8 protein-coding genes are annotated in these 17,044 nt (G+C 45.1%); 1 reads left to right on the top strand and 7 read right to left on the bottom strand.

Going from position 1 to position 17,044, the window contains the following annotated elements:
- Window positions 1-17: 17 nt before the first annotated feature.
- Complete coding sequence (locus CRO54_RS13010; RefSeq protein WP_205943989.1) at window positions 18-1,265, bottom strand: relaxase/mobilization nuclease domain-containing protein; 1,248 nt, start codon at window positions 1,263-1,265, stop codon at window positions 18-20.
- 29 nt (window positions 1,266-1,294) lie between these two features.
- On the bottom strand, window positions 1,295-1,687 hold the full coding sequence (locus CRO54_RS13005) for a plasmid mobilization protein (RefSeq protein ID WP_097132513.1): 393 nt from the start codon (window positions 1,685-1,687) through the stop codon (window positions 1,295-1,297).
- Between the two features lie 463 nt (window positions 1,688-2,150).
- Between CRO54_RS13005 and CRO54_RS13000 the strand changes: the two genes are divergently transcribed.
- Entirely contained in the window at window positions 2,151-2,438 is a 288-nt protein-coding gene (locus tag CRO54_RS13000; RefSeq protein WP_097132512.1) for a hypothetical protein, read from the top strand.
- A gap of 74 nt (window positions 2,439-2,512) precedes the next feature.
- Here CRO54_RS13000 and CRO54_RS12995 read toward each other — a convergent pair whose 3' ends face one another.
- From CRO54_RS12995 to CRO54_RS12975, 5 genes are read right to left on the bottom strand one after another with little or no spacing between them, the layout of a single operon-like run.
- Window positions 2,513-3,025 carry a hypothetical protein gene (locus tag CRO54_RS12995; protein ID WP_138765826.1) on the bottom strand — a complete coding sequence of 171 codons (513 nt, stop codon included), beginning with the start codon at window positions 3,023-3,025 and terminating at the stop codon, window positions 2,513-2,515.
- A gap of 32 nt (window positions 3,026-3,057) precedes the next feature.
- Window positions 3,058-3,783: a DUF4262 domain-containing protein gene (locus CRO54_RS12990; RefSeq protein WP_097132510.1), complete on the bottom strand. Its 726-nt coding sequence runs from the start codon at window positions 3,781-3,783 to the stop codon at window positions 3,058-3,060.
- A gap of 2 nt (window positions 3,784-3,785) precedes the next feature.
- The gene (locus CRO54_RS12985; RefSeq protein ID WP_097132509.1) at window positions 3,786-15,353 is read right to left on the bottom strand and encodes a DUF6443 domain-containing protein; all 11,568 of its coding nucleotides are present in this window, start codon (window positions 15,351-15,353) and stop codon (window positions 3,786-3,788) included.
- Between the two features lie 12 nt (window positions 15,354-15,365).
- Window positions 15,366-16,082 carry a hypothetical protein gene (locus CRO54_RS12980; protein ID WP_097132508.1) on the bottom strand — a complete coding sequence of 239 codons (717 nt, stop codon included), beginning with the start codon at window positions 16,080-16,082 and terminating at the stop codon, window positions 15,366-15,368.
- Window positions 16,082-17,038, bottom strand: a complete 957-nt coding sequence (locus tag CRO54_RS12975; protein ID WP_097132507.1) for an SNARE domain-containing protein — start codon at window positions 17,036-17,038, stop codon at window positions 16,082-16,084. The genes CRO54_RS12980 and CRO54_RS12975 overlap by 1 nt, the downstream gene beginning before the upstream one ends.
- Between the last annotated feature and the right edge of the window lie 6 nt (window positions 17,039-17,044).

Raw genomic sequence — 17,044 nt, 5'->3', positions numbered from 1 at the left:
AAATTTTAGTGAACGAACTATTTTCTTTTCTTTCTTTTTTTCTTTTTGTTCATGCTAAATTCATAGGGGATGTATTCGGTGGTATTCTCGAACTGTGTGAGATTGTGGACCAGTTCGTGCATAAATGATCTGCCCTTCCAATAAGGGTCTAAGCCTGGGATGAAACTGTAGGTGTTTTGTTTGACTGTTGCCTGGTTTCCCATACTCTCCCGGACAACTGTTTGTTGTGCCTTGCCAGTCGATCTGCCCGCGCTTGGAACACACCTTTCCTGGATAGCCTTGGCACTATAGTTTTTTCCCAATGCGCTGCCATTAAAGACACATTTCGAAACGTGATCTACATAGGTGACGCCAAAAATGAATTCCTCATCGTTCATCCTAAAAACGACATCGATACCCTTTTGGGATATCTGTTCGACGAAAGCCCCAAGTGGGAGCTGTCCGTCGGCCAAAACCCTATCAATCGTTGCCTTTAAGCGGGTGCGATACGGCATGCGTTTTACAGTTCCCCGATCAAAATTCTCCCGCAGCTTTTTCAAAGTCGGACGGTTATAAAAGGCACTTGCCTTGATGGGAATGCCGATAGGCTTTCCATTGGTGTCGATTATTCGAAAAAGTAAACCCTGGTGTGCATGCACGCGTGATCCCTCTTCACCGATATACGCCGAAATATTATACCTTCCGAGCAGGGCGTTAAGTTCGGGTAGGCTAGTGTAGTTATACTGTTCGAGCACATGTTCAAGCACATTCTGGATCGCTTTCTTGGTTTCCAGCCTTCCATATTCAACTGCAGTAAGATCAATGGGTTCTGGCCGGTAGGCCAGTTCCATGCAATGGTCTTCGGCGCGGACAAGTCCGAAATCCTTTTCCAGCTCCTTTCTCGCGGGTTCAGATTTGAGTTTGGCGATATTGGTCATATTAATACGTGTCGCATCGCGCTGGATGTTGATCGATACGATATGCAGATGGGGATGACCTGCATCGAAATGCTGGTAGATCAGATACGGTTGGTTTCCGAAGCCGATCTTGTCCATGTATCCATCGGCGATCTGCACCAGTTTTTCTTCCGAAAGATTGCTTTCAGAAGGATCAAAGTTGAGCGAAATATGAACGCTGGTACGCTTGGAACGTAAGTTCAGTTCCAACTGATCACGGAGGAAATTGAGCTTTTTGTCAAAGCCCATATACTCCGGATCGATCGGATAATTTCCTGCTCCGATGCACCTGGCAACCCCTTCACGGACCTTAATCTCATTGTAGTTCATTATCCGGTGTATCGAGTATCCAGTCTTGATCACCGCAACCATAATTCAGCGATCTTACGGATGTATTTTTTGATCTCATCCAGTTTGTTGACCATGGTCTTTTTCTCCAGCTCGTGGACCAGTAACCATCTCTTAAATTCGGGTTCGTTCTGTAGTACATGGAGCTTTTTTACCGACTGGTTGAAGTTCACGCCAATACGGTTGATCTCCTGTCGCAGCATCGCCAGTTCTGCGATCAGGTCATCGATAGATCTGTTGCGGTATACCCCTACAATTTTGCCCCCAAAGAGGACTGCCCTTACATACTCACTGAGCTTTCTGAAGGTGGTCTCGCCAACTTTTTTTTCGATCTTTACGAACTCGTCCGGGGTCAGCCTTAACGTGACAATCCGAGTTCTTTTTGCGGTCTTTTTTTCTTCCATTACTTTTCCTTTTCACATCCACAAATCCTATAATCTTACCTAAATAGGCCCTTGGTCCAAAGCAGTCAAAAACAGTCCAAAGTGTCTCCCAGAAAATCCCCCTACGAGTTCCGAGTAAAAGGGGGCAAGATATAATTGTATTACAATTAGACATCTTGCCGTTTCCGGCAGAAGCAGGGAAACTGTAAAGAAGTCCTATTCATTGGTCCAGACTTCTAAAAAATAAACGGGAGATCTCTTTTTACTATTGGAGATTTATTTTCTCAAAACGATGAGTTCAATAATAATTCAAGATTTCTGTTGTGCCGTTGATCTGACCTCATATATCATCGAGCCTTGAACAAAATTACAGAGGTGGTGCGGCATTTGCCTATGCTGTTGTTATTATAGACAGGAAAATCCAGACGATCCGAACTACCTTTGTATCAATTAATCATAAGTTTTATTTAATTGTAATGTGAAGATGGCAACAAGTTTAGTGGGCCAGATGTATGACATGATTTTGCTCATACCTGGCATGATGGAAGCGGTGAAAATTGACTTAAGGATTTCGCGAAAAAGTGTACTGCTGTTGAGCAGTGTGATCGAGCGTGGACTCAGTGGAAAAGATGATGAAAAGGATGGTGGAATTCTCGCGAGTATTCCAGAAGATGCCCTGGTCGAGTTGAAGACTATTGCACAAGAATGCCTCGAAAAGGCCGGACTAACCGACCTGAGTTCTAAACTTAAATTGATCGGTAAAGACAAGTAAAGTCAATTAAAAAAAGTAAGCCCCGTTCATCGAACGGGGCTTACTCGCTAAGTAGTGGGCTTAATTATTTATGATCAATCCACGACTTCTATTTTTTTACACAAACCGATCTTATCGACAATTTTATACTGGATCTGTCTGTTGTTGTCTAAATAATAAGAATTGAACACGAACTTATCTGATGATATCTGTATGTCAAATATTAAAGTGTCGGCGGAAGGCTCGACAAAAATTTTATACCTATTATCCGGAAGGCTTTTTAATATCTTAAAATTTTTTGTCTCTGGTTCCAGATAAATCTTATTTGATTTAGCTAATTGTTGGAACTTTTTGCCGTTGTAAGTGATCCCAAGAATAAAAGTATCGTTCTTTTGTAGACCAGCGACTTTCTGCTGATCAGCATTATAATAGTTTAGTTGAACAGCTTTAACATTTTTTGAACGAGGGTAGTCCATATCTTTCAAAATCTCTTCATGTTGTAAAGTATCCTTTGCAATAGTTGTTTCTTTTAAATCTAAGGAGCTATTATTTGATGTGCAACTAATGCACATCAAATAAAGTGAGAGGGTACAAATTGATTTTTTCATGCTGTTAGAATCACGATAATCTAGTATAATAACTAGCCCCAATTTTGCCACTCAGAATCCCTATCTTCCCTCCACAGACCTTTTCCAACCTCAATAGTTATCGTCGAATTTAAAGTGGGGTCTATACTGATTAGGGTGGCTATGGACACTATGCGTGTCGCCTCTTCCTCAACATCTGGACCTGGAATAGAGAACATTTCCCATTCGTCTTCCTCCCAACGCATTAATTCTGTAACTGCATCCCCAAATAATACCTCAATATTAGTAGCAACAGTTGCGCCAATTGGAACTGGTAAATCCCATTCTTTATCAAGCCACTTCCAAATCGGAGCAGTGTCGTGAGATCGCACAATTGACATATCTGGTATTTCCAATGTGTGATGTTCCTCATCAGGCAGAACTTGAAAAAAGACGATATCTTTATTTTGATAGTAATCAAAGGCTCCAAGTCCCATTATTTTTGACCAAGAAGTATCAACATTTTGAAGGCTAAATGTACCTAAGTCAGTTTCAAAATTTGCAGACCCAAGTTCAGTTATGGAACCTTCAATTTGTGATTTAATGTTATCAAATATCGTGAACAGATCCTGCTCTAAATAATAAAGACCGCCCGCAAAGATTAGCTCAAATCCGAATTTTTCATGAAAGCCTATTGAATAAGCATATCTTGGTTCGGTGGGACTACTTACAATATTCAAGTGATAACCATGTCCCTGAATATTATTTCGAATAATTTTTAACAATGCTTCTTTTTCCATTTCTACTTATGTATTTTCTTATGACAATCTTTACAGAGGGCAGCTCCATTTGCTTTTGTTGTTTGCCCACCATCGGCATGACGTTTTATGTGATGTCCATCCACTTCGTCAACAGTTTTTTTATCTCCACAAGATAAGCACTTTCCATCTTGTTCATCCAGTAAATCTTGTCTTTGTTTTTTTGTATACACCCGTTTTGGATCTCGATCTTTTGGTGCGACTGATCCTTTTCCCTTTCCAGGCGGCGTTAGCGTTTTATTTGCTGTTGCACCGCTATTAGTCGTGGAAGTAATTTTTTTACTTCCTACTGGTGCAGTAGCAGCTTTTTTTCCGTTAGAACTGGAAACTGACTTTTTTACTGCTGTTGTTACCTTCTTCTCAACTTTTTGTTCAAGTTCAACCGCTTTTTCAACTTTTGTTGCGGCTTTCAATGTTTTTTTGACAATAGGCACTTTAGAGACATAAGGGATCATTCCAATTCCGCGTTCCCACGTATTTAGAGGGTCACCCGTAAATGCGCGTTCGCCATCCCACGCTTCTAATACTCCTTTAAGTGTGCCCACACCTGGTATGTAATCAAGACTTTCAGAAATTAGATCAGAAATAAACCAAACTTCATCTCCTTTTTCATTGACTCTGCTCCATTCTAGGCCTTCTAGTTCAACTCCGTCCAGAAGACGATTTTCAGAGAAAGCATATGGAGTATTCCATGGATAATCTTCTTCTAGCGGATCTGTAGCAAAAAATCTACCTATGCGCGGATCATGCATGCGGTATTCGTAATTCAACGAGTTTCCTTCACTTTTGATCTCATTATCTTTTTCCTGTCCCTGGAAACCATAACGGTGTTGATCTGCGAATGGATTAGAGATCGTTCTGCCATCCAATTGCACTCCAAATGGAGAATAATCGGTCGCCTGGTTAATCCCCACTTCGTAGCCGTCAATCGAGCTTCCACCTGAGCTAATAGGATACAAGATATCACTGCTCACCATCAATACATTCCCTAAATGGTTGGAGAACTCATAGCTTCGGTTGCCGAGAAGACCATAACTTGGTAATAGATTAGGCAACACCATGTTGACCGTGTCGTTAACTGTACCCATTCGTTTCTCACCATAAATATTTCGCTCTGCAAGCCGGAAGAAAACAGCATTTCTTGGAGCTTGTGGTTTGATTTCATGTTCGTAAACGAGGACTGTATTCTTATCAGCACTTATGACATAGTACGAGGATCTTACTAAAGACAAAGTTTGGTTTTCGTATACATGCTTTGCGATACGCTGACCTAACGCATCGTAGTCGAATTCCAGGTTCATTTTTTGTGAGGAAGCCGTTCTTCGGATCTCTTTGATCTTATTGGTGGCCGTCCAGATAATCGTGTCGATTTCTTCCTGCCGGTCTTTCACCAATCGACCCTGTGCATCATATACGTAGTTGTTGTTCGAGTTGATGGTGTTTGCTGCAGCATCGAATGCTCCCATGTCGTCAATGTCCGTGCTGTCTAGTCCGCTTGAAATATCGTCGTTGACGTGGTACAAGCGGTTTCGGATCACTTGATCATTGCTATTACGCTGGTAGTTGTATTTTAAGTTTTCGATCTGGGTTCCATCGCGTCTGTGGCGATTTTGGGTGAGGATATTACCGCTGCCATCATACGTGAATGTATTATGGTATTCATCATTGTAGGTTTTAGGGTTCCACTCGTTTGAGCTTAACCCGGCTTCATAACTACGGCTTTCAGACAAGCGCTGCAATTGGTCATAGCGATAGGCATTGACCATCGGCATCGCACTTCGATCCAGCGGATTGGTGATAGCAGTTTGCATGTAACGGATATTCCCGTTATAGAGATCTCTACTGTTGTCATCAGGATGACTTCCGTTTGCTACCGAAGCCCGTGGAGTAGCCCCAGAAATCGTGGTGTAATCTCCGGTGTAGTAATTCAGTCCGAAACCAAAGATATCTTTAGCGAACAGGGCATTCAGTCCCGGACCACTGTCCTTGCCCGGATCATGCGCAGCATCGAGAACGGATGAATTTGCTCCTATAATCCAACCCTGGAGGTTGTAGTGATAATCGACTCCCTGCAAGTTATTTTGCCCGACTTCCATACGCGCTAACGGCCCATGATCATAGAAATAATACTGCGCATCATTCTGCCAGTCGGAGTTGACCGCCAGTTCATTTTCCTTGTTCTGGGTCAGCCTTCCGATCTTGGTTAGTGGCTGGCTGGTGTTGGTGTAGACTTTGCGCAGGCGGTTATCCGCATCATACGTATAGGCATGGTGCCACTGATCGGGCTGGCCTGACTGAATGCTGACCCGGTGTACGTTTCCGCTCAACAGGTCATAGGAATAATCAACAGTCTTAAAACGGCCAGTCGCAATCGAAGGAAAGCTGACGGCCATCTTTTGATTGTCCTGCACCAGAGTCTTTACATTCCCGTGGATGTCATAGCTGTAATGCGTGGCATGGTCGAAGGTCTGGTCGTTTCCGTCGTACAATTCTTCAAAAGTGACATGGGCAATGCGCAGGCGCTGTTTGGTCAGATCGCTTGCAAGCGATCCTGGAAGCCCGGTAATGGTTGTTTGGTCGTAATAAGAGCGGACAACTTCCGAGCGGTCTCCGCTGGCCGTGATCCATGATTCCAAATGGGTATCGTCAATGGCCGAAGGGTTGAAATAGCCGCTGATCTCTGTTCCGAATATTCCTTTAAAGCGCAGTTCAGTGCCGCCTGCATTCTCTGTTTTTTCACCGGATTCATATACGCGTCCAAGGGCATCATAAAGCACGTAGCTGTATCGCTTTTGTTTTTCCTGTCTTGAATTCTGGCTGACCACCAATCTCCCCAGGCGATCATAAAAGAAACGAGTGGAATAGCGGCCACCTGCATCGTAGATGTGACGAACATAAGCGTTACTTGCAGAGGAAGATGCATTTTTGCCCCCGATCAGGATCTTCACCGGTGACACATAGGCCACGGCATGGATTGTTCCGGGAGAAGCACCTACCGGGTCAGTTGCTGTTAGATCGACTTGCTGCCATTGGGTTGCCTGTAGGAAGCCAGTTGGCGAAACAGTAGGATTTACAGCCTTGTAATACGTACCTCCGTTTCCAACGATGACCCCATTGAGGTGATCGGTAAAAGCAAGATCATTCAGGTCTTCGGCAGGTAGTCCATGCGCATAGGCAAGCAGGGTTCCGGCTGCGTTGTAGTGCTGGTACAGACCTGCCGAACCAACTACGATGTGATCCCCGTTGGAAAACACTTTCAGGGCATGGGCTGTATTGCTGCCAGATAGTGAATGAAGCGTTGTTGGAGCCAGTGACGATAAGTTGATCCTTTTTACTACGCCGGCATCAACCAGGTAAATAGTTTGGTTGTTGGTTCCAAGACTAACGGCAGTGACGTCACTTGATGGGAAGGCTGTTGTTGTTGATCCCGATCCCATTTGGTGCAATAAGGAATTCGCATTTCCGAACAGCAAAGATTTGCCGGTAGAAGTTGTCCAAACCTTCGCATAAGTAGCTGTAGGATTTTGGTTGCCCAAAGGTTTAACGATCTTCCATGTTGCGGTTCCATTGTCGGTTGACCTGGCAACATAGTTTTCCGAGATCACTGTTGCCAAAACTGCATCAGCAAAGTGGAAGTCAAGTACCGGGGGAACAAAGAGGTTACTGTTCACTATTGGCATGGCGCCAAACTGTTCCTGTAACAGTGCGTGCTCCCCAATGATCAGGACATTTTCAGCGTTGTTCTTCAATGCCACACCAAAAAGATCAGTATTGCCCTGGCTCAGATAAGTTGGTGCCGTAACTGTGAAGTTCGGCGAATAGATCAGCGCACCATTTTGACCAACTGCATAGAATCTATTTCCTGCGGTAATGTTTACGCCATATAGGTCAGTTTGTGGAATAGCCTGCGCGACGGTCTGACCGCTGCTGGTCAGTATAGCGTTCATCTGTAAAGTGGCATAGGACGTGTGTGTTCCTTTTTTAGCCAAGCCGTTCGCACCAACGATCACTACTTGCGCATTGTTGACATGCGCATCATAGATCGCATTGTTCTCGTAGTTTGTGATACGGCGGAACGAGTTTACGGATGCATCCCAATGGTAAACAAGACCGTCGTTTCCAAAGGCAAATATCTTATCGGAAACTACATCTTTCTTTAACCGGTTGATCTGGTCCGGATATACCTTTTGAGTGTGAACCGAACTGGAAACATTTGTTGTTCCCGCCGAATTCAATTGAACGAATCCGATATCTCCGGTGTTGGATGCTGCAACTAGACGTTGCGATTTAGCACTGATAAAAGGAGCATTGTAGGAAATTCCTGCAAGTACGGAAACTGTAGTAGTTGCATTTTTCGAGACATAACGCATTCCTCCACTATTTGCAAAAGTTAGATAAAAGTAATGGTCCCCTTTGCTCAAGCCTGCGTAGCCAGAGCCTGACATCGCTGTGGTTACGAGCTGGACTTCTGACGTAAGATCCCGTTTCAATCTCCAGGCCTGACCGGAAGCGGTAATGGCTACACCGAAAATTTCACCCGATGGCATCAGATCCGCATCCAATTTGACAATCGGCGTTCCGATTGAAGAATAGTTGTGTTCAATCCACACCGGATGTTGTAGAAGTGCATTCTGCGTATAGAAAATTCGGCTATTGTCCGAGACGATCAGCCGCACGTTACCGTTTGTTTCCTCCACCCACACAGCAGTACAGTTGCCCGCCAGCGAAGGTGCTTGGACTTCTACTAACTGATCAGTTCCGGAAGCATACGGGAAGATGACCGCAATTCGTTTATTGTTCCCAACTGCGGCAGCTACCGCATTATTTTTCGAAATGGCAACAGCATGATAACTGCTGTCATGCAGCGGTGTCCAGTTCACCGCTCTGTCGATTGTACGGAACAGTTTGTTCAAGCCGTTTTTCTGAACCAGCGCAATTCCCTGCTGCTGGTTGAAGAATCGGATACCCAGGATGGAGTCAGCGAGGTTGGATGATCGGTGTATCCATTTCGATGAAGGGGCAGCAACCGCATTATTACTGTAGATCCTTCCTTCCAGGTCGGCAGCGTAGGCCGCATCTGCACCATAGAAGTGAACATCCGAGAAGTTATTCGTTCGGACATTCGGCAGCTCCGTCCATGCACCGGAAACAAACCTGTAAAATTTCGAAAGTTCATCAACCGGGTGGTGAGCCGTACAATAAAAAGAGCCATTAGATGCCTCTATGCTGACTATATCTCCTGAAAGTCCCGTATTTGACATGGTAAACGTAGGGCTTGACGCAGTGAAATTCGTACAGTTAGCCGCCAGTCCATTTTTCCCGACCACCATGATCGTCGGGGAGGATGTAGGATTTAATACCGCTACATCGTTCAGGTCTTCCAGCATACCTGCTGTATTCCACGTACTCACCATATCCCAATTCTGTCCCGCATCCGTTGTTTTCAGGACTGTCCCCGCCTGACCGATGGCAATCCCAATGTTATCATCCAGCATTACGATCTTTTTCAGATCGGCTGCCACCAGGTTTGTAACTCTTTTCCATGTTTGACCACCATCAGTGGTTCGGTACATATATCCCCGGTTATCGACCGACCCAGCCAAATAGCCCAGACCGGCATTGATCATCTGGATCTTTTTCGTCACCAGTTTTGCGTTAAGCCCATTTGGTAAGGTCTGCTCAAAAGCGGTCATCGGATCAGTATCCGGTGTAAACGTGGAGACCATCTGCCCAAGGCTATTGTACTCGTAACGCGTCTGCAGGCGATGGGATGTAAATACAGTTTTTATACCGTCGTTACGATCACCATTGATCTGCAGGTTTAGATTGTCAGATGAGGAATTGATCGGTAGCAATTCAACACCTTCCGGTGGTACGGTCTTGATCAGGTTGCCGGCAAGATCATAATAGTAGAGCATATAGTGATGTTCCCGATCATTGTAGCTGGTCATTAACCTTTCCTGAGTTGAAAGACAGTGATCCAAGTATTTTTGTCGGCGCAGGGAATTGATGCTATCCAGGTATTGGGCATAGGCATTCTGTGCGTTTAAAGCTGCTAGGTTGACCTGGGTGGAGATACATTCATTCTCCAATTCCACTATCGGCATTTCCGGAATTACTCCTGTCAGCAAGGTAGGTGTACATGGCGGTGGCGGAACAGGTGTGCAGTTCAGTTTGCCGAATACATAGTTATCAAACTCGGCTTGGTTTGCAAAGGTTTCAAGTCCTGCCAATGCTGCATCCAATGCAGAGCAATAAGCGGCAACGCAGTTGCACAATCCCAAACTATCAAATGCTGATCTTGGAATGTAGGATAAGGTCCAGGAAGTTGTATTCTCCTCTACAAATCGGCTGGTACAGCGCAGATAATCTACGTAGGCAAGCTTGCACGGGTCTTCCGGTTCATTGATTGTATCCTTACCGCAGAACCTACCAATACTGGTGTAATTATTGAAATGCTCTTGGTTGGCAAATGCCAGGTTTCCAGCAAGAATGTCGCTAAGTAGTCCACAGTAGCCCTCAACGCACTGGCAGTAGTTATGTAACTCAAAAGTATCCTGTGGTATCTGTGCAAGCTGGAATTGGGTATAACTCTGATTAAAATTGAACAGGCAATTCAGGTAATCGTCATATTTTTGGGGGCATGGCAAGGTTTCTTGCGGATTGCTCCCTTCTGGATTATTTTCCAACGCTGCAATCAAACTCTCCAGTTCAGAGACGGAACCGATTGGAACAGCTACCTGTATCAATGTATTGTTGGCAATGCCTGCTACCGGTCCGGAACAGCTTTCACAATCCTTCAACGAGAAACATGTGGTTCCGTAGATGGTATCCTGGATGTTACCTGCTGGGGTGAAGAATGTAGCAAGAGCCACAAAATGAGTATAGGCAGACTGGTAATTCAGGTCTCCAACCAGTTTAAACCCGGTCAGGTTCTGGATATTATTGAACTGCTTGTACCCAGAAGTATCCATTGTCAAGATCAGATCGCAGTCTCCGGCAGAGATCACCAAAGAATCTCCGTAGTCCTGACTGGTCGTTTCGCTCTGGTCAAAAGGTAGGGCGGCAACTATAGCCGGCGTGGTGAAAACACTTGCATACAGATCGATATCGCTGCTACCGTTATAAGATTTCAAAACATCGCGCAACAAAGGCTGCAAGTCTACAAAAGTTTCAAACGGATGTCCTTCACATTGATTAGGAGTAGGCAGATCACAATTCCCCGCGCTGATCCCGATGGTGTCTCCGTTGTGAACCTGGAATAAAATGCCTTCGAAGGTTACAGGGTACCCGCTAGCCTGTGTCGCTTTCATTTCAAATGAATAGGTTCCGGTAGAGATTATTGGACCAAAACCGGTAATCGGGGAAGATAGGTTTCCTACCGTATTATTGATCTTTATGTATAGACCTCCGTTTCCAGGAACCGACGTGTTGTAAATCCTGTAGGTATTGCCCTGGGAAACAAAGCTAAGGCTGGTTCCCGCATGAGCAGCGTTGATGATGTAAAGCGAAGTAAGGTTTACCACACTTCCGATCGCGGAGGAATTGTAACTGACCAAATCGACCGGAGAAGTTGATGCAAGGGCGTTATCCAAATTCAGTACGTTGAAGACGGTCGTGAGGTCAAGTGCCAGCTGGCTGGAAGTACATTCTTGTTCAAAGGTGCAACCCTGTAGATCGAAATAGGACAAGCTTCCGCTGATCGGGAAAGTTTCGATCGAAGCGTTGGCAATATTGACGTAGGTTGCTTCCGCAGTGAAGGTATGCTGCCCAGTTGCAAACAAATTGACAATTCCGGTTACCTGATTCCAGTTCTGGGATGCGGTTTTATTCAGTGTCAATGTTGCAAGCGTTGAAGCAGTCTCATTCCAGTTTGCCGTAATGGTATTAGCTCCCGCAGTTGCGGTATAGGTCAATGCAGGAGAAGTTCCAGGGTTGTAATAAGCATTGTTCGCCTGGAACAAAGCGGGTAAATAAGCTGCTGAACTGAGATTATATGAAGCAGCAGTTAAATGACTGTTTTGCGCCAGCTCATTTAGCAAATGCTGCAGGGCAAATGCATTTGGACATTGACCTGTCTGCAGGTACAGCTCATAAGCCGTACTGTTGGCATCTTCCGCCATGGCATCCTCGTGATTAGGGAAACGTTTGGTCTTGTAGCGGTATAAATGTGATCTAAACACGGAACAAGGTTGTCCCGGATCAAGGAAGGGGTAATATTGTGTAGAGGGGGACGTCTGAATATAGCCAAAAATAGGCCATGGCGTGTATTCGGTATTTCCGATACAGTAATTGTATGCATCACAATGCAGGATGGATTTACATCGGGCCAGGTCCTGCTGAAAGCCTTGTTTGGCACTCATATAAAGTGCTTTCAAAATGCGCCACTCGCTATTCAGAATATTCGTATCTACTACACCATTGAATAATTGACCAAAATTGTAACAGTTAACAGCAGGTACGGACGGAAAATTCGAACCACAGCGTACGGTGTAGGCTGCGATCTCTGCCATACTGTACCAATCCCCGAACTGATATTCGAAGTGATTGTACTTGTCTCTCAATTTATCGCCAAATCCTGTGCAAAGATTTGCTTCAAAATCTTCTTCGTAAAATACAAAGGGATCCCATGGTTTTAGTGAATCCATTGGATTGTTTCCGGAAGGTACAAACCAATTGGAAGGCAAACCTGCGCCGGTAATGAACCCAAGAGCCTGCGCCTCAGCAAACGTATTGGTATTGTATAAAAGTTCATCAAATGAAGCACTGCTGAACGCATCTGTCGCTGAATGTTTTTCTTCGTACCCGATACATGATTCGTAGAAACAATATTCCGGGTGATATTTCACCAGAGATAACGCCCAGGAAGATTCGAAGTGATCAATAAAGTCAACTACAGTCTGTAATTGCTCCGGATAGACAAAGTATTGATCCGTCGCCGCATCATATTGTACCATTCCGCTGTTTAAAGGAGCTGGTAGATAAGTTCCCGGATTGTTCGGATCTTCACTTAAGTAGATCTTTGAGCGTTGTCCGGCTGCATCCACGTAGATGGATTGATTACCCGTTGGAGTGACCAAAACCGGATTTCGCCAGCTTGCAGCTGCGATAGGTAGACTGTTGCCTGTGTTGAGTATTGACAAAGGCTTTCCAAGATCAAGTGTTCCGTTCGAATTGAGGTATTCAGCGTATTGTCCGCTCGGTGACATGTCCAATTGCATCATGGTCAGATACATGCTGCAGTCACTTACACGGTCCTCACATAACTGCTTGCAGTCTTCTACGCGAGCATAGAATTCGGCAGCGGTACCATGACCATTACTGACGAATTCTTTCAATGTTCCAAGCTGTTGCAGGCAGTTATCACAATCGATCAAACAAATACTGGAATCAACGTTTTGCAACTCCGCTTGCAAGAAATCATCATATCTTAAAACGCACTCACTTGAATCGATCAGCGCCAGGTATGCGTCCACCGCTTCTTCAACAACAGTTAGTTTTTTTGCAATTGTATACTTTCCGATCTGCAGGGTTACGGTAGTTGTCGGCGAGAACGTAGAGCCAGTCGTACAATGTGCATGGAATACATATCCACCATTCGGATTTCTACTGAAATTACCAACAGTTTTATGCTGCAAGGTATCTGAAAGTAGGTTGACCCCACAATCGTCCTTTAAGCTCAATTCTAGTTCATAGACACAATCCACACATATATCCTGCAGACAGGAATCCCTCATCGGAGAGGTGAACAGCTCATAGTTCATCGTAAATTCGGTCGGTGAAGTAATCAGGAACGAAGAAGAATATGTAATGGAATTGTCCAGTTCATCAACGGTCTGGTTGGTTCCATCTGGTAGAATATGTTCCAGCTGCAATTTTTGCTCATTGGAGGATTTAAGGGTTACCAGGTTCTTGGGAGCAGTTCCTGCAAGTGCGGTGGCGACCACCCTTCCTTCAATGTCGATGTAGGAAACAGTGACCTGTCCATTGGCATCAATCACGGCATTTTTTTGGTAATGTGCGCTGTAACCGACTTCCGAACCAAACAATCTGTTCAGTTCTAATTGGTTCGGATTTCCATATAAGAAACGGGTTTCATGGCCGGTTCCGAGCTGAAAGTCAGGTCCAAGCCCTCCCTGTCTTGAAATCCTTCCGGTCTGGTCGGGAGTGTATTCAATGTGCTGAAAAGGATATTGCATTGCATCAGGCACATAAGCCTGCTGCATATTCTGACTGGAATTCGTAGGCGAGTAGTAACGTGAAGCTCCATTGAAAGTACTCATCGGTGCGGCAGAGACTGAACAGTCTCCCTCGCTGCTCGGACTTAGATCAAAATCATTTTTGGAGTAGGGAATCTTGCTGTCGTTTAGGTTGAACTCTGGATAGTATTTGATACTTGGTCCGTTCTGCGGTCCACAATCCCGATCCTCAATCGGTACCGGTAATACATTGATTGCAGGACGACCTTGGTGGTCGTAGATGGTCTCACCAACAATTACCTTATTCTGGGCATTGCTTTTGGTGACCTGTTGTCGGCTTCTTAGCGTTCCGTCCATATAGGCGATGGACTCACTTCGCTTACCCTGTTCGGCGTAGTTTGCAGAGTACTGCCAATTAAGGTTGCCGTGATGGACATACGTATCAAGGATTTCGATCTTTTTACTGCTAGCAAGATCAGCTATTGTTCCCAAATCCGAATTGTTCCATTCTCCAAAAATCAGGTGTTCGGGATTGTCGATATCTACGCCGATTGCACGCACCCTATAGGCTACCCACCCGCGATCAAACACTAACGGGATGTCATAGTGCAGATTGGCGGTGGTTATCCTGGTGGAGTTGTGCCTGAAATCATACCGAAGCTGGCTTGGGTCGATCACCGTTGATCCGGAACCGTAGTTGGAAATGTAGATGAACTCCACTTGATATTCTTCTGCTCCCTTGACGTCTTTCCATTCAAAGCGCAGTCCATCATCATTACCCTCACAGTCGGTATCCAGGAGCTGTATGTAGTGGTTGGAGACAGGGCCACTTTCAAGTTCGGTATAGCGCTCTGTAAAAATATCTCCCTGAACAAAGAGGTTAGCGGGCAAAGTTGTGGTGATCGAACCGTTAACTCGGATCGTGTCAATCTGGAAAACCATTTTATAGGCATCCGCAAATTCAAACTTGTCCAGAATCCTCGATTTGACAGTGTCTTGGTGATAGTAGGCAATACGCAGCCTGAAATTACGGTCGGGCAAGGCATTTAGTTGTACATCCCAGCACTTGACGTTCAACGAGATTTCGACTAGTTGCGGCCCAGCCACATATTCGGGATAGTGGATGTCCACGCCGAAACTGATGCGGTTGAGTACGTTGTAGTCCCTTTGATTGGCGGACAAAAGATCCAAGTCAATGGAGTCTTTTGCAGTCGATGTACCAACGACTACCGGAGAACCACCGGAGGGCGTATGGATCGATTTGGTTTTATCGCCCCTTCCCGCCAGCGCAGTCTGCGCAAGGAAAAACAGGATGATACCTGTGAAGATGAGTTTTAAATAGTGCGTTTTCATAAGCTATAGTTGCTAGTTTCGTAAATCGATTACTTCAAAATCTTTATAAGCGCCGATGGCTGAAATCTGGTGGTCCTTGACAAGAATACAATCGCTAACGGTCAGAAACTGGGGGGATATGACCGATTTCCCTTTCTTGACCTTACCCAAATCCAATACGATCTTTGCCCTTGCCGAAGAATGTTGATCCTCCTGGTAATAGGGCTGATTACTGAAAATGGTGACTTGGGAAATATGATTGCCATCGTTAAAAGTCAACTCCATCGAATGGTAGGGATTTCCCCTTTTCAATGTAAGCAGGTAAATCAGCTTACCGTTTTCCGATCTTTTAGAAACAGTTTCAGTGATTTCCAGGAACGCGGAGTAATCGGCAATTGTTTTCCGGTAGAAGAATGAAGCATCAGGTTTCTGGACCAGTAATTGCCGGGCAGCAGTATCAATGGTAACATTGTGCGCTGCATCCTGGACCATCACATGTCCCATCTGGCGCACATGCAGTTCCTTTCCGTTTTTGCAGGTGAGTTTACCTAAGAAAGAAATGGCAGGTTCGCTATCCCGGTAATCATTGTAGATCGTGTATCCGGTTTCCAGTGAGTAGCTCTCTTCCACAGGAATCATTTTTTCGTAGCTGCGGATCAGTTCCAGGAACTCGCTGGCTTCGGCTTTCTCCCAGCTAGTCTGTGAGAAAATGCCAAGGGGAAGGAATAGTATGAAGTAAATTGCTTTCATTATTTGCGAATATTGGTTCGACCTTCGGAAATAGTCATGATCCCTTTTTCAGTCTCCTTCTTTGTGCGGATCAGCTTTCCTTCCTCGTCGTATTCATAAAGGGTCGCGTAATTTCGTTCATCCAGTTCTGCTACAAGTCGCAGTGTAACCGGATCATAAACGTACGACAGCATGCTGCCCTCAATGGGAATAAAGCGGACATCATCGAATAGGCAGTTGCCCTGTTCGCAATGCAGGCCTATCTTGATCTGTGAAGCTCCATTTGGCACGTTGACCAGTCCGTCGATGCGTTGCCAGCCGTCAATTACAGCGCCCGATGGTTTGAGATATGAAGTATCGGAAGCACCCACATAGGAGACCAGTATAGCAGGATGCTCGTAACCGACGTTGTGATCACTTTTATCGTCCTTTACCCAAGCCGAAACCAGGTATTTGCCCGGACCGGGTGAAAAAGAGCCAATGCAATCTTTACAGCCAGTCTTGTGGTCCCTGCAGGTTGCTTGCGGAGCGTTAATTTCCATCCGAACCTTGTAAAAGTTTCCTATTGAAGCACATGTGGTAAAGTCAACCCTTAGGATATAATAACCCTGTTGGTGAGCAATGCTGCTAGTGCCGGAAAGGTTACCTCCGACCTGAGCCACTTGTCCCAATGCGATCTGCTGGCAAGCATTAAGGTCAAAACCTGCCATCGGTCCATAAAGCGTATAGGTTCCCGTATGGTTATAGGTAACGAGCTGAAAATTGCCAGCAGCAGCCATTTCCAGTTTAAAGAACTGTGGCTGCAACAAACCACTGCATTCGGATTGTGTGGCAACCGGATCAGTTTCCAAGCCTCTATTTTGACAGACCCTTGCACCCGTATTACAACTATTGTGTACCGAAAGGCTGCTAATTTGTTGGGCAAATGTAGCTGCGACTAAAGTTGTGAATGCGCATAATAAAATGAGTTTTTTCATAGGTAA

The sequence above is a fragment of the Pedobacter xixiisoli genome (genome assembly GCF_900215335.1).
GTDB lineage: Bacteria > Bacteroidota > Bacteroidia > Sphingobacteriales > Sphingobacteriaceae > Pedobacter > Pedobacter xixiisoli.
This window is presented reverse-complemented; position numbering and strand designations above follow the sequence as displayed.